The 15,644-nt window shown below is 43.8% G+C and carries 15 protein-coding genes; 6 read left to right on the top strand and 9 right to left on the bottom strand.

The window, feature by feature from the left end:
- Positions 1-43: 43 nt before the first annotated feature.
- Both AACU59_RS08050 and AACU59_RS08045 read right to left on the bottom strand, forming a co-directional pair.
- Entirely contained in the window at positions 44-1,420 is a 1,377-nt protein-coding gene (locus AACU59_RS08050) for a YjiH family protein (RefSeq protein ID WP_026027567.1), read from the bottom strand.
- A 351-nt stretch (positions 1,421-1,771) separates the two neighbouring features.
- Positions 1,772-3,433 carry a SulP family inorganic anion transporter gene (locus AACU59_RS08045; RefSeq protein ID WP_094144978.1) on the bottom strand — a complete coding sequence of 554 codons (1,662 nt, stop codon included), beginning with the start codon at positions 3,431-3,433 and terminating at the stop codon, positions 1,772-1,774.
- Between the two features lie 211 nt (positions 3,434-3,644).
- Between AACU59_RS08045 and AACU59_RS08040 the strand changes: the two genes are divergently transcribed.
- Positions 3,645-3,944: an isoamylase early set domain-containing protein gene (locus tag AACU59_RS08040; protein ID WP_026028657.1), complete on the top strand. Its 300-nt coding sequence runs from the start codon at positions 3,645-3,647 to the stop codon at positions 3,942-3,944.
- Positions 3,945-4,130: 186 nt separating this feature from the next.
- The gene (locus AACU59_RS08035; protein ID WP_017050287.1) at positions 4,131-5,438 is read left to right on the top strand and encodes a peptidoglycan DD-metalloendopeptidase family protein; all 1,308 of its coding nucleotides are present in this window, start codon (positions 4,131-4,133) and stop codon (positions 5,436-5,438) included.
- Between the two features lie 52 nt (positions 5,439-5,490).
- Here the strand turns inward: AACU59_RS08035 and AACU59_RS08030 are convergent, their stop codons facing one another.
- Positions 5,491-7,323, bottom strand: coding sequence for a putative bifunctional diguanylate cyclase/phosphodiesterase (locus AACU59_RS08030; protein ID WP_094145085.1), 1,833 nt, complete (start codon positions 7,321-7,323; stop codon positions 5,491-5,493).
- Between the two features lie 215 nt (positions 7,324-7,538).
- Complete coding sequence (locus tag AACU59_RS08025) at positions 7,539-8,423, bottom strand: LysR family transcriptional regulator (RefSeq protein ID WP_176428532.1); 885 nt, start codon at positions 8,421-8,423, stop codon at positions 7,539-7,541.
- A gap of 134 nt (positions 8,424-8,557) precedes the next feature.
- Between AACU59_RS08025 and AACU59_RS08020 the strand changes: the two genes are divergently transcribed.
- The 3 genes from AACU59_RS08020 to AACU59_RS08010 all read left to right on the top strand — a co-directional run bounded on the left by AACU59_RS08020 (position 8,558) and on the right by AACU59_RS08010 (position 10,467).
- Complete coding sequence (locus tag AACU59_RS08020) at positions 8,558-9,754, top strand: multidrug effflux MFS transporter (RefSeq protein WP_094145087.1); 1,197 nt, start codon at positions 8,558-8,560, stop codon at positions 9,752-9,754.
- Between the two features lie 124 nt (positions 9,755-9,878).
- Positions 9,879-10,229: a hypothetical protein gene (locus tag AACU59_RS08015; protein WP_094145088.1), complete on the top strand. Its 351-nt coding sequence runs from the start codon at positions 9,879-9,881 to the stop codon at positions 10,227-10,229.
- 103 nt (positions 10,230-10,332) lie between these two features.
- Complete coding sequence (locus AACU59_RS08010) at positions 10,333-10,467, top strand: hypothetical protein (RefSeq protein ID WP_013868100.1); 135 nt, start codon at positions 10,333-10,335, stop codon at positions 10,465-10,467.
- Between the two features lie 199 nt (positions 10,468-10,666).
- Here AACU59_RS08010 and AACU59_RS08005 read toward each other — a convergent pair whose 3' ends face one another.
- The 3 genes from AACU59_RS08005 to AACU59_RS07995 all read right to left on the bottom strand — a co-directional run bounded on the left by AACU59_RS08005 (position 10,667) and on the right by AACU59_RS07995 (position 13,638).
- Positions 10,667-11,236: a glutaredoxin domain-containing protein gene (locus AACU59_RS08005; protein ID WP_094145089.1), complete on the bottom strand. Its 570-nt coding sequence runs from the start codon at positions 11,234-11,236 to the stop codon at positions 10,667-10,669.
- A 59-nt stretch (positions 11,237-11,295) separates the two neighbouring features.
- Positions 11,296-12,180 (bottom strand): DMT family transporter, encoded by an 885-nt coding sequence (locus AACU59_RS08000; protein WP_094145090.1) that lies wholly within the window; start codon positions 12,178-12,180, stop codon positions 11,296-11,298.
- 462 nt (positions 12,181-12,642) lie between these two features.
- Positions 12,643-13,638, bottom strand: a complete 996-nt coding sequence (locus AACU59_RS07995; RefSeq protein ID WP_026029056.1) for a porin — start codon at positions 13,636-13,638, stop codon at positions 12,643-12,645.
- Positions 13,639-13,922: 284 nt separating this feature from the next.
- Here AACU59_RS07995 and AACU59_RS07990 point away from each other — a divergent pair, with 284 nt between their 5' ends.
- Positions 13,923-14,537 carry a fumarylacetoacetate hydrolase family protein gene (locus AACU59_RS07990; RefSeq protein ID WP_094145091.1) on the top strand — a complete coding sequence of 205 codons (615 nt, stop codon included), beginning with the start codon at positions 13,923-13,925 and terminating at the stop codon, positions 14,535-14,537.
- 58 nt (positions 14,538-14,595) lie between these two features.
- Here AACU59_RS07990 and AACU59_RS07985 read toward each other — a convergent pair whose 3' ends face one another.
- Entirely contained in the window at positions 14,596-14,916 is a 321-nt protein-coding gene (locus tag AACU59_RS07985; protein ID WP_094145092.1) for an AzlD domain-containing protein, read from the bottom strand.
- The gene (locus tag AACU59_RS07980; RefSeq protein ID WP_094145093.1) at positions 14,913-15,644 is read right to left on the bottom strand and encodes an AzlC family ABC transporter permease; all 732 of its coding nucleotides are present in this window, start codon (positions 15,642-15,644) and stop codon (positions 14,913-14,915) included. The genes AACU59_RS07985 and AACU59_RS07980 overlap by 4 nt, the downstream gene beginning before the upstream one ends.

The following is a 15,644-nucleotide window of genomic DNA, read 5'->3' as shown; positions in this document are numbered from 1 at the left end:
GCATATTGAAATGTTATTAGTGCCGTTACTGCTGCATTGTTTACTAAAAAATGAGATGTGCTACACCCGCTATCACTGGCAGTGTAATGAGCGTACGTAGAATAAATATGACAAACAGTTCAAGGATGTTGACAGGAATTTTGCTGCCTAACATTAACGCACCCACTTCAGACATATAGATCAACTGAGTCACTGACATGGCCGCAATCACGAAACGTGTCATTTCATTATCAATGGAAGCTGCAAGAATCGCGGGAATAAACATATCCGCAAAACCGACCACAATGGTTTGAGATGCTTGAACAGCCTCAGGTACACCAAGTAATTCTAGAAAAGGAATAAACGGTTGGCCCAATACAGAAAATACAGAGGTGTATTCTGCAACAATCAGAGCCAGAGTACCCAAGCCCATCACGACAGGTAGCACACCAAACACCATATCAACAGCGTTACGCATGCCTTCAGCGAAGATCGATTTTGCAGATTTAACTTGGCTTGCTTTCGCCAGTGCTAATTCCATCCCCCATGAGAACGAGGTATGGCCGCTTGGAACTGCATCGGCATCTTTAGCTGGAGAGGTACCATCAATATAAGTGTTCTTTTTGAAACTTAATGGTGGTAGGCGAGGAATGATGATCGCTGCAACAAAGCCTGCAAGGCAAATGGTGCCATAAAAAGGTAGGAACAGATGCTCTAGCTTAACTTGCGCAATAACGACTAAGCTGAAGGTAATTGAAACGGCAGAAAACGTTGTACCAACAATAGCGGCTTCACGCTGTGTGTAGAATTTGCTTTCGTACTGTTTGCTGGTCAGCAAAATACCGACACTACCGTCGCCCAACCAAGAAGCCATGCAGTCGATTGCGCTACGGCCTGGAAGGTTGAAAACTGGACGCATGATTCTGCTTAATAAACTACCAAATAGCTCCAGTAGCCCGAAGTTAAGCAGTAAAGGCAGCAAAAGCCCTGCAAAAATAAATACAGAAAATAAAGTGGGTAATAAACTTTCAAGAACCATACCGCCAGTGTTTTCTTCCCAGATAGCCTTCGGACCGATTTGGAAAAACGTCATGATGACGGCGATACCACCAAATACACGGACGGCTAACCAAAGAGCTGATGGATTAAAAAGCCCATTTAAGAAAGGACTCTTTGTAATGAATGCAGGTTGAAAAATTTTACATAAAATGGAAGCTGCAGACATAAAGGCGATGATCACTGTCACTATTGCAACAAGGTAATCGCCCAAAATAGCTTGGATAGATTTAGCAAGGACGGCAACTGGAATGGTTAAGTCGCCTTGGTAGCTAATTGGCGCCATAAACAAAAATAGACCAATTAACGATGGGATGAAAAACATCCAAAAGCTACTTTGTGTTGGTGCTACAGGAGCTTCAATAGTTTGAGCGTTATCTTGCATGTCGTGTCTCGTATTACTGCGGGTCAATAGTCACCAACTGGTGGCATAAAAATGCACTAAATAGCTCTATTTAGTCATTGCAGGCAAGAATATCTATTTTTAAGATGGCTTGCAATACTATTCATTAATCAAGGTTAAGTATTCAAACAAAAGAGCTGTTATTCTCAGATAACATGGTCATTTGTTTTGTTATTGTTGCATTGGTTAATAATCTGTTGGTGGTTGAGGCGTGCGTTTTAAAAAGAGTTAAGGAGGGCTGAGGAAAATTGGGCGGTTAAGGTAAGAGGGACGGGTCAGTCAAAGGCCTTTAACCGTAGGCTAAAGGCCAAAAATGTATAGGTCCAATGAGCTTTATTGAGCTGAACTGATACTCAAACGTGGTAAGCTAACACTAAGCGCATCATCGAATTGACTAAAGAAATTATCTTCACCGACCAAATCAACAATCCCCGCTTTTTTCAGTTTCATTGCCACACGGGTATTTGCACCAGAGATCAACACTTGCACATTCTTTTTGTGGAAGTTTTCGATCATTTCCTCAATGGATTGCAGGCCAGTAATGTCCATAAATGGAACCCATTTAAGGCGAATAATTAAAATTTCTGGCTGCTCTTGAATGCTGCTCATCACACGCTCAAAGGTTTCAGCCGCAGCAAAGAAAAATGGGCCTTCTAAGGCGTAAACGGCGAGCTCTCTTGGTAACTGAGTTTGCCCATGACGAAGCAGCTCAGCACTGAGCTCATGGTGTGTACTGGCTTTTACCTCAACACTAGATGCCATACGTTTTACAAAGTGAAGGGTTGCGATGATCACCCCGATATTGACGGCGACAACTAAGTCAGCAAACACGGTTAATCCAAAGGTTAGCAACAAAATAACCACATCGGCTTTGGGTGCACGTTTAACCAATTTAATAAAGTGGGGAACTTCACTCATGTTCCATGCTACGACGAACAAAATCGCACTGAGTACTGCCAGTGGAATATTGACGGCTAATGGTGCAAGTGCAATAAGGATAATGACCAGAGTGAGCGAGTGCACCACGCCCGAAAGTGGGCTTGTCCCCCCGTTGCGTATATTGGTTGCAGTACGTGCAATGGCGCCTGTTGCTGCAATACCACCGAAGAGAGGAGCAACGATATTAGCGATACCTTGGCCGACTAATTCTTGATTTGAGTTGTGTTTGGTGCCCGCCATACCATCGGCGACCACCGCCGAAAGCAATGATTCAATCGCACCTAGCATGGCAATCGCAAAAGCAGGGCCAATCAATAGAATAATTTGAGAGAAGCTAACTTCTGGAAGCGAAAACTCTGGCAGTCCTTGAGGTATGCCTCCAAAAGCCGATCCAATCGTGCGGATCCCTTCAAAGCCAACAAAATATTGCAACACGGTAACTGTGACGAGAGCAAGCAGTGGCCCTGGCACTTTCGAGAGCTTCGGGATCTTAGGACCGAAGATAACCAGCGCGAGTGAAAATAACGCAAGGCCTGTTGTGGCCCAATCCATCTGCGGAAAGGCATGGAAAATAGACACTAATTTTTGATGAAAATGCTCACCTTCGATCTTGGGGAGGCCGAAGAATTCTTGCCATTGCCCAACCCAGATGATGACACCGATACCGCTGGTGAAGCCGACGATTACGGGGTCAGGAATATAGCGGATGATGCTACCGAGTTTTGCGACCCCCAGAACCAATAGAATCACACCGGCCATCATAGTGGCTATCTGCAGCCCACTGACCCCATACTGGCTAACAATTCCAGCGAGTATCACGATGAAAGCGCCCGTTGGGCCGGCTATCTGCACTCGCGAGCCGCCAAACAGTGAAACGATAACGCCTGCAATAATGGCGGTGTATATCCCTTGCTCCGGTTTCACGCCAGAAGCAATAGCGAATGCCATCGCCAGTGGCAGAGCGACAACCCCTACAATCAAACCTGCACTGATATTATTTAGCCACTGTTTTGGTCGTAGCAGACCGGCTTTATAGGATTCATATACGGCAAACATAATTGATAACCTTATTGAAAATAGGGGAAAATAGAAAGCGCGGTGGATTCTACGCTCATTTAAAATGCTGTAAAGAGGGGTGAATATTCAACGGAGGTTATAAATATAGTGGTTCGGCGGCGGAATTTTTACTATTTAGAGTTGTGGATGTGAGTCTATTTTCTTATGATTCATTAGGTAGGATGTTTTTTATACAGAGATGGAGTTTGTGATGATTAATAAACGTTTTTTTAAAACAAAAGAAGAAGTCGAAGTGACCTTTGAAGTGGACGTCCCAGATACGGCTGGCAATGTTGCGATAGTAGCGGACTTTCTTGACTGGCAACCAGAACCAATGAAAAAGGTGGCGAAAAGTAATAGTTTTAAATTTAAAACCCGTTTACCTAAAGATGCTGAATTTCAATTTCGTTACTTGTTGGATGACCAACAATGGGTTAATGATCCTAGCGCTGACCAGTACATTGCCAATGGTTTTGGCGAGGAAAATAGCCTAGTAACGACTTATCAATAGGTTGTTGATAAATCTTGTGAAAGCGTGAAATATGATTAGGACAGTACTCATTTTTACGTGTAATTGTTGATTTGTTATAAGGCACTCCGGTGCCTTTTTTGACCATAGAATCACACGATATAGGTGACTTTTGAAACAGAAAGTCTTAATCTTGAGGCTCTTTTGACTTAATCCACAGGATAGATAGTGCTTCCTCGTTCTCTCATTCTGCGCTTTTCTGAGCTTTCACTTCCAAAAAAAGCGTCGATTATTGGCCTACCGATTGTCGCGGCCATCGCATTTTCCTCGTCTATTCAGGATAGCTCCTTACAGCGCCAAATTGAGCTCTCTATTACCGAAACTCAAATTGTTCAGTCGATTTTATCTGATGCTATTGAGGTGAAAAATCTTCCGGATTTTGAATATGAGATTAAATCTGGTGATAATTTAAGTACTATCTTTAATCAACTTGGCTTTGGTTACCAAGACTTGATGAAGATTATGGAAACCGATTTAAACTACCTCGCATTGGATACGTTAAAACCTGGCAACATCCTCAGGTTTTGGAAAGCGCAAAATGGAAATGCGCTTTCCAAAATGGAGCTAGAATTTAGCCTAGTCGAGCGCGCGGTATATTCCCGTTTAGATGATGGTACCTATGAGTTTCAAGATGTTAAAATACCGGGTGTATGGAAAGAGTTCGCCATGGTTGGCGAGATCCAAGGCAGCTTTTCTCAGTCGGTCAATTCGATAGGATTAGGCAGCGCTGAGATAGAACAGATCGTCTCTTTACTTAAAGATAAACTCAATTTCTCTCGTGATCTTAGGGTTGGCGATCGATTTGAAGTGGTTCAATCTCGTCAATTTGTCGGTGAGAAATTGACGGGCAATCGTGAAATCCAAGCGATTAAAATCTACAGTCGAGGCAAAGACGTTTCTGCTTATTTACACCGTGATGGGCAGTACTATGACAAAAATGGCGATAGTTTACAGCGCGCATTTCAACGCTATCCGACGACAAATAAACGCATTACCTCTAACTTTGATGCGCATCGCCTGCACCCAGTCACAAAAAGAGTGGCTCCGCACAATGGTACTGATTTTGGTGTACCAGTCGGTACTCCGGTATTCTCGACTGGCGATGGTACGGTGATCATGACGCGTAAGCACCCTTATGCGGGTAATTACGTGGTGATACAACATGGCAGTACTTACAAAACACGCTATTTGCATTTGAGTAAAATTTTAGTGCGTAAAGGTCAGAAAGTATCGCGAGGTGAGCGGATCGGTTTATCTGGGCAATCGGGCCGAGTCACTGGGCCTCATCTGCATTATGAGCTGATGGTTCGAGATCGCGCAGTGAATGCCATGACCGCCAACATACCAATGGCAAACTCAGTGCCTAAAAAAGAGATGGCGGGGTTTGTTGCAAGGCGTAATGAACTCGATTCTATGCTTCAGCAGCAAGAACTGCGGTATGCCACCAGTGAGTCTTCGGCTGACCAAGAGTCTTAATGTGATAGCATAATGGATATTAGTAATCCCTCACTTTCAGAGTGAGGGTTTTTTATGCGCGCCGTACATGGCTCATGTTGTTCCAGTGAGCCACGATAGAGTGCGGTGTTTCTGGCTTTGAAAAATAGTAACCTTGGATCTGTTCACAGCCCATAGCATAGAGTTTCTCCAGAGCTTCTTGGTTCTCCACCCCTTCTGCGACGAGATCAACCCTAAGTTGATTTGCCAATTGAATAATCAACCAAACTACGCGCTCTGCTGTTTCGTTACATACCATGTTTTTGATAAAAGTGGCATCAATTTTAATGCAATCGATGGGGTAGCTATGGATGTAATTCAAGCTCGAATAGCCAGTGCCAAAGTCATCAAGCGCGATGGTAAAACCAAGTAGTCTGAGCTTATCTAAGATGTATCTAACTTCACTGGTTTGTGAAAGTAGTACTGTTTCGGTGAGCTCAATTGTGAATTCATTAGGCTCAAAGCCGTATTGAGTAATGGTTTGCATTAAGTGTTCGAGATAGCGCTTGGAGTTGATCAGTTCATGTGCCGAACAGTTAAGTCCTAATTTTACCTTGTAGCCTAAGCCCTCCTCTAGCTCAACTTTTGCTAGGCAGGCCAGCTCAACAATGCGTTCTCCTAATTCCACAATTAAACCTGACTGCTCAGCAGTGTCGATAAACTCAATCGGTGAAATCGCACCCAGAGTTTCGCTATTCCAGCGAGTGAGAATCTCAAAATAGTTCCACTGTTCTTGGTGACGACTGACGATCGGTTGCGCCACCACAAATAGTTCACTATTTTTACTGGTTAACTTATTGAGTTCACGGCGTAGAGCTTCTGTGATTTGGGTTTGACGATGGTATTGGTCACTCAGATGGGTATCATAGCAACGGATATTACTACCGCGAGTTTGCTTACACTCTTTGAGTGCTAAACAGGCATTGAGAATCAGTTGATCGGCCGTGATTGTCTCTTGAGTTTTCCTTGAGATGCCAATGCTTAAGCTAATTTTAATGCGATGTGATGCATCGACATAACCTGTATTCAGCTTATCCAATATACAGCGGCAGATTTGCAACGGATCATTAGAGAAGGTGATAAACGCATATTCATCCCCTGCGATTCGAAATGCCAAATTCTCTTCCGGAACGCTTTGAATGATGGCATTAGCCACAAACTTAATGATTTGGTCGCCAATATAGTGCCCATATAAGTCATTGATCGATTTAAAATTATCGATGTCTAAATAAGCAAGAGTAAACGGTTCATTGGTTGTTTCAACTAAGCGTTCTAATTTGTCAGCTAGATAACTGCGGTTCATTAAATCGGTCAGGTTGTCGTGAGAAACTTCATAGCTAAGTTGATTAACCAAGCTGTCAGAGCGTTCGCTCAACCACTTATTGCGCAGGCTGTGAACGACTATGTTAGCAATGATTCGGTGGTAGCCAATCACGAATTCCTCATCTTCGATGGGAGAATAGAAGGTAGACACGAGCATTCCGAGTATTTCGCCATTCTTGGCACGTAGGGGAATACCGATATAGGCATCAATCTTATTTTCAATTAGAAACTTGTCATCAGGAAAAATTTTGGTCACTTGTGATGGAAACAGGCAGTATTCCTGTTTTGATTTCCACACTTGCTCACACGGTGTTCCCCTGAGCGGATAACCCGTGTCGTTGTTGTCTGGCGTCTCACCAGCATGAGATAAGGTGTGAGCTCTGTAATGCCATTTGTCTAACTCGACGATGCATGTACAGCAGGTTTGAAAATGTGTATGCAGCACCAATGTGGCTCGATCATGTAACTCAGAGCCATCGAGCAGCATGAGCTCGTTAATGGTGTTTAGACTAACTGCATCCCTAGCCAATGATGTTTTAGTCATATGTCGTACTCTGTTTTTTTAGAATATGCACTTAGTGACTATGGTCGACATTGCGCAGTTTTGCCACTCGCAATGATGAGTACTTGAGACGCAAAAAAATAAAATATTGGTTATTCAGCGGCTTAGTTGCAGAGTTTTATGAGTACTTTTTTGTCTAGGATAAATTTGCTCTGGTGGACAATTGTGTGATGGAAATAGACGTAATCCCAATTTAGTTACCTAGCTTCATTCGTTAATTTTTCTTTTAAGTAGTTGAGAAATAAATGAGTTCGAGTGTGTTGATAATCAAGTTTAGGGTAATAAGCGTAAACCGTTGCTTGATCAACGGTGATATCGGGTAGCAAACGTACCAGATTGCCCAAACGTAGCTCTTCTTTGACCATCACGTCGTTGGTGACAATCACTCCCATGCCATTTTTGCCTGCATAGAAAAGTGCTTCTGGATTGGTTGTCGCGAAATTACCCGATACGGATAGGCGTTTGCCCGTTGAGGTTTTTAATTCGCGCGTTGTGTGTTCTCCCCAAATCAAGACATTGTGCTGTTGAAGCTGTTCGGCATATTTGGGCATGCCATATTTCTCAATATAGTTGGGAGAAGCATAAAAGCCGGCTCTATGTTCAAACAGTGGCGTGGCTTTAAAACTGAGGGAGTTGAGTTGGTCAATTTCTCGGCTGATGAATAAATCAAGGTGAAGTTCGGGCAATTGCCCCGGAGTTGTTGTGGTCAGTTGGATTCGAATGTCAGGGTAGCGCTGTAGAAATTCATCTAAATACTGCACCAAAAATTTTGAGCCCACAGAGAGTGTCGCCCCAATTTTTAGCAGGCCAGCGGGAGTTTGGCTGACAGATCGTGTTTCATCAACCACCGATTGCCAACTTTCAAGTTGTGCTTTTGCTCGCTCATAAAAGAGAGCACCCGCTTCGGTTTGTGTCACCGTTCGTGTGGTGCGCTTAAGTAACTGCACGCCAATTTTCTCTTCCAGCCAATGTACTCGTTTACTGATGGCTGAGCTGGTGGTATTGAGCTTACGTGCCGCGCCGTTAAAGCTGCCTTCTTCAACCACACGCATGTATGTTTTAACATTTTGTATCCAATCCATTGTTACCCTACTCATTCCTCATTGGAACTAATTCATTTCCTGAGTGCTTTATTATCAAATCTGAGTTGCCAATATATACTGAAAACGTATTTTGACACCACATCTACCGACGATAAGAGCTCACTTAGCAACCCATGAAAACTCTCGCTAGCACACCATTTAAAAAGACGCCGATGTTATTGGCGATGATGATCATTGCCACGGGCCAAGTTGGGGTGAGCATCTATTTACCTGCACTGCCGTTGATCAGCCGAGACTTAATGGTTGACCAAGCCAGTATTCAATGGCTCGTCACGCTCTTTTTAGTGGCGTTTGGAATGTCACAGCTTTTTTACGGGCCATTGTCTGATGCGGTTGGTAGACGCCCGACATTTTTACTCGGGCAGGGGATCTACTTGGCCGGTACAGTATTGTGTGTCTGTTTTTCGGATAATTTTCATGCGTTGGCTGCTGGTCGCCTACTGCAAGGGCTTGGCGCGGGAAGTGCTTCTGTTCTTGGCCGCAGTGTGCTGCGTGACAGTTATGATGGTCTGCAATTAACAAAGGCGCTTTCTTACATCGCCATCACCGCCTCAATTATGCCAATTATTGCCCCTGTGCTCGGTGGGTGGCTTGCCTTTCATTTAAGTTGGCAGTCCGTGTTTGTGTTCGTATTAGTGTATATCTGTACCATTTTTATTTTAGGTTGGTGGATATTGCCAGAAACGTTGCCATATGCGAAACATCGGTTTCAACCGAAGGCCGTATTGCATAACTACTTGCTACTCTTGAAAAATTCCCAAGTGCTGACCAGCGCCAGTTACAACTGGATCAGCTATTTATCTAGCTTAGTGACTCTGTCGGTGCTGCCTTTTCTTTTGCAAAACAAGTTGGGGTTAACGGCCGCCGATTATGGAACCGTAATGATCGTCCCTTCCGCGGGTTTGATGATAGGCAGTGTTGCCGTTAACTTACTCAATGATCGTTTTTCATCCCAACGTTTACTTGCTTTGGCGATTGTCATTATGGCTTTTGCCGGTGTTTGGTTACTGATAACACCGATGAGCGTGTTCAATTTAGTGTGGGGATTTACTTGGTTAACGATTGCGCAAGGTATCTCATTTCCATTATCCACCAGCATGCTGCTCGGGCCACACAAAACTCAAGCGGGCTCCGTGGCGGCTTTATCCGGCTCTATTCAAATGTGTTTAGCTGGATTCTTAGGGGGATACTTGGTGGAAAGATGGATCACGAGTCAAATGTCGCTAGGCTGGTTCTATTTAGCCACCAGTTGCGCTATGTTTCTGGTGTTGTGTTCTTCCTATCGTTTACATCAAAGCAAATTCGCTTGATGCTGCTTATGCCCTTCCGGTTTGAAGCGGTTTAAGTCTAGTTGTGCATTTGCATCGTACATGTCGGCACAAGAGAAATAATTTGAGGTATAATCTCGGTGACATTAATTCGACGGAAAAATCAATGCAACAAGATGAATTTCAAGCATTAGTCAAAAGCTTGTGCGAGCAAAAAACACTTCCTCAAGCGTTAGACATGCTGAAAGTATTTGAAGATCAAGATATTGCTGAAGCAGCCTTATCGTTAGTGGGCCAGTTCGCTTTAGCCGAAGTGGATGGAGAGCAACGCATTTACCACGTCGTGTTGCAAGAAAATGAGCAAGGTGAAGAAGAAGAGTTTGTCGAACACATTATGAATGAAGGCGATGACGTTATTAAGTTTGTTGCTTGGTTTTTTGAAACCATGTTTGAAGTTAAGCAGAAAGAGACTTACTTGGCTGCCGGTAAAACCTATAAGCAGCCTAAACGCGATTAACTGAAAATTAATTACTTAATTTTGTGACTCAAATCTTGTTTTTGTTCTTTTTTGGACTAATATACACCTTGTCAGGTAAATAAATTACATGTTGAGGTGACTCATGGGTTATGAATTAGGTGGTGCTTACGTTGGTCAACTGATCGCAAAAAAAGCGATGTATGATGCAATGCATGGCAAACCACAAGCAAAGAAAAAGTCTTTCATTAAAACGCTAGTGAAGAAATTCAGCAAATAGTGAATGCCTAAGAATTAAAAAGCCCTAGCTTGGTAACAAGCTGGGGCTTTGCTTTATTTACTGGGGTAAAAATGGCTGTGCAAATTCGTCCACCATTCGTCCACAAAGAGCCCGTATACCATTACTGACTAAAGAGTCGGCGGTTTCTGAGGCGTCAGTACTTTTTCTTATAAAGTAACCAGATACTCAGGGGGGGGCACTACTGACTTTTTTTGGTTAGCCAATCTTCCAATTTATCACACCCGCCGATATAGCGGCTTTCTAGCCAAATTTGTGGCACGGTGACGGGCGTTTTTTGACCGATGATGGCTTTAACTTCTGGGATCATCCGGTACAGCGCCGCACTTTCTTTGACGACATCATGATAGGTGTATTGAATTCCCGCTTCATCCAGCAATTTCTTTGCTTTTACGCAGTACGGGCAAGTGGCTTTTCCATACACAATATTGCCAGTTAACTCGTCACGTTGTGCCCACTCTTTGATCACCGATTGAACCAAAACACCTCGATTTAACGCTTCTCCTTGGCTGATCACTTTACCTTCAACGACCAATATTGGGGCGTGCCATGCGCCAAGTTTCAAGGGTTCCCACCAGTACGATAGCCAGTCTTTGACTTCTAACTTGATGGGAATGCCCTCCAGTTCATTGTTGAAGGTGTCAGTCAAAATGTCCTTGGTGAGCGTACACTCGCCGCAAGGGATGGTGACTTTAAATGGGCCCCAACTTCCAGCCCATCGGTATAGTGTGATTTTTATCGGTTTTGCCATCGTGTTTTCCTCAAGAAGCATTGCTTAGAGAATAGGAAAGGTTTGAGTGACTTTTTATTTCAACGCGAAGATTTTTTTGTTTCCCAGTGAGTAATAAAGGCCACTGAAGCGATAATGATGGCAGCGCCAAGCCATAATCGCCCGGGTGGTGCCCAGCCAAACACTAACCAACCCGCCAAAACATTCAGTGGCAGCTTCGCGTGATCAAAAGGTTGCACAAAAGATGCATCTGCCACCGCATAGGCTTTAACTATCGCCCATTGAGCCAGTGCTGTCATCGCACCCGCAAAAAGCAATATGAGCCATAGAGTGCTCCCTTGAGGTGTTTGCCAATCTGGTAAAGCGAGCAGTAGATTGAACGGTGTGATCAGTACTAAAAGGTAGACCACCATAGTAGACGGTGAGTCATGGGCAGACAGTTTTTTCACCATCAAAGAGTAACAAGCCCAAAAAAATGCCGCGCCAACAGGCAGCAACGATGCCCAGTTGAAATCGTCAGCCCAAGGTTCAAGGATGATCATCGCCCCGATAAAGCCAGTTAATGTTGCTCCCCAGCGTGCTGTACCCACTTTCTCTTTTAAAAAAAGGCCTGAGCCAATCGTTGCAAACAAAGGAGAGGTCATCAGCAGTGCAATACCTTGCCAAATGGGTACGGGATAGGCGAGTGCCCATAACCAGAGTTGTATGCCAATCACAGATAAAAACACACGGAAAATATGCATGCTTAAATGCTCGGTGCGCAGCGAGTAGCGGATCCCTAACGTTGATAAATACGGCAAAATAACGACTAACGCGATGGCATATTGAACCAGCGCCACCGTGGTAGATGACAGGCCATAATTGATACTGGCGACTTGAGCAAGGCTATTGACTATCGCAAAGGCGAGGCCTGCGATTAGCATCCAACTTGCCCCTTGGATTGGGTGGTGAAGTATTTTGGTCATAGAGAAGAGGGTTATAGAAAAAGTCGTTGAATCATACTGACTTATCAGCGTTAAACCAATCTTTGAAATGAATGGAGTGGTTCAATAAATTTGAGCAAGTGTTATCCCTGCTGATTTCCACTTGTCTGAAACGCCAAAAAATTTTGCGTATGGGCTGTGGTGATGGGATAAAAAAAGCCCCCTAAAAAGAGGGCGAAAGAACATGAACGGCCAGTGCTCTGCCTTAGCACTGAAAAGAAGCACAAACGCTGCCATGCATTTGTACTTATTACATAGCAGGTTGTGTGCCACATTTAACTTATTGAAAAATAGTGAAATTATATTTTTGGCTCTATGAAGAATGGTCTAGCCTAGTGCAATGTGTTTTATCGTGGTGCAATGCCGTCAAATAAAAAAGGCCAAGCGAGTGCTTGGCCAAAAGGATGATATCCTTAGGGAGTATATGCGTTCGTATAATTAAAATTAGAAGTTGTAACGTAGGCCTAGGCGAATAGAGTCTTTTGCATCATACGCAGTGCCGAGGTCTTTTTTATCTAGGTTGTTCATTTTGTAGGCAACGTAAGTGTAGATTGATTTATTGAAATCATAACGCCCTGTCAACTCAGCAAAATCACTTTTCGTCGTTGTGACGTTTGCAGTTTCATTTTCCGTTTTTTGATACACACCAATCAAGCGGAAGTTACTTGTGATTTTGTATTGCGCAGCAAATTCAATCCCGTTGAATTCGCTCTTCGCTTTATCGTCCAAATCCCCTTGTGTATAGGTCAGGCCTAAGTACAAATCGTCCAACGTGTAATTCACACCGGCAATAATTTGATTCGCCGCACCTTGGCCTGTGCCATTATCGTTGCTTGCGTAGCCCAAGCCTAAACCAAGGCCGATAGGTAAGTTATAAATTGCAGAAAGACCGAAGCCATCGGTGTCTTTTTCTTCGCCTGCAATAAAGCTTGCTTTCACATTGAGGGCATCAAATGTACCTGCGTAGAGGAAAGTGTTGTTGATTTGCTCATTACCTGCGTTGATGAACTCTTTTTGAGCGCCAGTATAAGTACCGATGTCTGACATTTGAGAAATTTGCACGCCAGCCGTATCTTGGCGGCCGACAGAAATAGCACCAAAATCAGCTTGTAAACCTGCAAATAGGTAACGTTGGTTGAAATCAGAATTTTTATCGTTGCTGGCGGAGGAATTAACCGTTTGCTCTGCTTCATAGGTTGCAAAACCTTTCAAAGAGTCAGAGATTTCTGTTGAACCTGTAATGTTCAAACGCGCACGGCTTTTGTTTTTCATCGTGCCTTCAATTTCTTTGCCTTTGTCATCACCACCGAAATCGCCACGAAATTCTGCACGTCCACCAACTTTAAGCTCATTTCCATCCGCTTTGTAAACAGTCGCAGCAAAAGAAGAACCTGATACCAATGCTGTAAGAATTGCGGTTGCGATTGTTGCTTTTTTCATTTTATTTACCTTATCCATAATCAATGAGCTTCAGTGCTCGAACGGTTTGATGTGAGTAAAGTAGATGTTTTAAATGAATGTTTAATTACTGATTCATGATGTTTACATGTTGTTCTTATTGATGATTTATTAAAGAGAATGTTATGTAGTGATGTTCAAAATAATCAAGGTGCCATGAATTTTGAGTCGAAGATCTTACTTTTATCTAATGAAGATGCAAATCCATTCACTCGCGCTGTAGATGAGGTAAACTCGACGATCTTAGTCATCTCAAGGAAGAGTATATGTATTCGGTTCGTTTGGATAAACAGAAGATAACCCCGTCTAAAGTGTTGTGTGTTGGTCGGAACTATATTGAACATATTCAAGAGCTTAATAACACAATGCCAGAACAAATGGTGGTGTTTAATAAACCCAATACGAGCATTACAACCACTCTATCCTCGTTTCACCAAGAGACGCTTCACTATGAAGCTGAAATTTGTTTTTTGATCAAAAAAGGTCAATACAGCGCGGTTGGTTTGGGGTTAGATCTGACTAAGCGGGTACTGCAATCTCAGCTTAAAGCAAAAGGTTTACCTTGGGAGCGGGCGAAAGCATTTGATGGTTCAGCAGTACTTAGCCGATTTGTGCCACTGCATGGTATCGACATCAATAAGTTGCAGTTAGAGCTATTCATCAACTGTGTTCGGGTTCAGTGCGGCGGTGTCAACCAAATGATCTATTCACCCGCCACCATTTTAGAAGAGCTGAAATCTTACACATCGCTGCGTGATGGTGACGTTGTGATGACCGGAACGCCACAAGGCGTTGGAGAAGTGCATTGTGGCGATCTCTTTTTAGGGCGTCTTAAATGTGGAGAGCAGACCTTAATCGAGATTGAATGGCTAGCGCAATAAAACTGATTTGCGCGATTCGGGCTGCGGTTATTATCAGTATTCACCGCAGCCTCTGTCTTTAATGGGCTAAGAGCGTTAAATTTAGCAAAAAGAAAGTCGCCATGCTGATGATCGTGGTCAGCAGGACATTCTTGGTTTTCCATGCAATCAGTCCCGCTAATGCTGCGGCCCACAAGTAGGGATTATGGCGATCAAGCCAAAGTGTTTGCTCTGACAGGAACACAATCGGAGCCCAAATAGCAGTTAATACAGCAGGGCTAGAATAAGTGAGTAAGCGCTGGATAACTGGGTTGAGACGCAGCGGTAATTTAGGCTCTAAGAACAGATAACGGCTCATAAAGACCAAAGCGGTCATGGCGAGGATAGAAAGCAGAATCATCGTTGGTTCCTCCTGCTAGAACAGAGTAAAACTTCAGAAACATAACCTGCACACATTGCGCCAATGCTTGCTAGCATTAAGCTACCTTCAACTTGCCAAAGAGTCAGGCTTACCGATAACACTAGGGCACTGATGACAGCAACGAGTATCGGTATGCTTTTAATGTTCGGAATGACAATGGCGATAAAAGTAGCCGCGACTGCGAATTCCAACCCCAACTCGTTTAAAGCGGGAATGTAGCTGCCAGCAATAATACCGACCAGTGTGGCCAAATTCCAAACTAAATAGAAGCTTAAACCTGCACCAAGCGCGTACCAACGGTTAAACTGTTTTTCATTTTGTTGTCCGCAGACCGCAAACAGCTCATCAGTGAGCAGAAAACCCAGAATTAAACGCCAACGTGTCGGGAGTGGGCTGATTTTGCTGCGCATGGAAACGCTGTAGAGAAAATGGCGAGAAGTGATGAAAAATGTGGTGATCAGCAGAGTCAACAGCCCTGCACCTGTTTTAAACATCCCCGTGGCGACGAGTTGCGCTGAGCCTGCAAATAAAACCGCAGAGAGTGCTTGGCTCTCTAATATGGTCAGGCCACTTTCAATCGCAAATGATCCTGCCAATAAGCCCCATGGTAAAACGGCAATGCTCAGCGGTAGCATGGCCAGTGCGCCTTGCCCAAAGAGGCGACCTCTAGGTTCCAAATGTACGTGGTTCAATAGTGTGCTATCCAT

The organism is Vibrio sp. V23_P3S9T160, from assembly GCF_963886625.1.
Classification (GTDB): domain Bacteria; phylum Pseudomonadota; class Gammaproteobacteria; order Enterobacterales; family Vibrionaceae; genus Vibrio; species Vibrio anguillarum.
The sequence above is the reverse complement of the archived record's forward strand: the minus strand, read 5'-3'. Positions and strand labels throughout refer to the sequence as shown.

Coding starts and splice junctions, on each gene's coding strand:
- AACU59_RS08050 (WP_026027567.1), bottom strand. CDS start 1,420: ATGCAAGATAACGCTCAAACTATTGAAGCTCCTGTAGCACCAACACAA.
- AACU59_RS08005 (WP_094145089.1), bottom strand. CDS start 11,236: ATGGCAAAACCGATAAAAATCACACTATACCGATGGGCTGGAAGTTGG.
- AACU59_RS08030 (WP_094145085.1), bottom strand. CDS start 7,323: ATGACTAAAACATCATTGGCTAGGGATGCAGTTAGTCTAAACACCATT.
- AACU59_RS08015 (WP_094145088.1), top strand. CDS start 9,879: ATGCAACAAGATGAATTTCAAGCATTAGTCAAAAGCTTGTGCGAGCAA.
- AACU59_RS07985 (WP_094145092.1), bottom strand. CDS start 14,916: ATGATTCTGCTTTCTATCCTCGCCATGACCGCTTTGGTCTTTATGAGC.
- AACU59_RS08045 (WP_094144978.1), bottom strand. CDS start 3,433: ATGTTTGCCGTATATGAATCCTATAAAGCCGGTCTGCTACGACCAAAA.
- AACU59_RS07990 (WP_094145091.1), top strand. CDS start 13,923: ATGTATTCGGTTCGTTTGGATAAACAGAAGATAACCCCGTCTAAAGTG.
- AACU59_RS08025 (WP_176428532.1), bottom strand. CDS start 8,423: ATGGATTGGATACAAAATGTTAAAACATACATGCGTGTGGTTGAAGAA.
- AACU59_RS07980 (WP_094145093.1), bottom strand. CDS start 15,644: ATGGATAGCACACTATTGAACCACGTACATTTGGAACCTAGAGGTCGC.
- AACU59_RS07995 (WP_026029056.1), bottom strand. CDS start 13,638: ATGAAAAAAGCAACAATCGCAACCGCAATTCTTACAGCATTGGTATCA.
- AACU59_RS08010 (WP_013868100.1), top strand. CDS start 10,333: ATGGGTTATGAATTAGGTGGTGCTTACGTTGGTCAACTGATCGCAAAA.
- AACU59_RS08000 (WP_094145090.1), bottom strand. CDS start 12,180: ATGACCAAAATACTTCACCACCCAATCCAAGGGGCAAGTTGGATGCTA.
- AACU59_RS08020 (WP_094145087.1), top strand. CDS start 8,558: ATGAAAACTCTCGCTAGCACACCATTTAAAAAGACGCCGATGTTATTG.
- AACU59_RS08040 (WP_026028657.1), top strand. CDS start 3,645: ATGATTAATAAACGTTTTTTTAAAACAAAAGAAGAAGTCGAAGTGACC.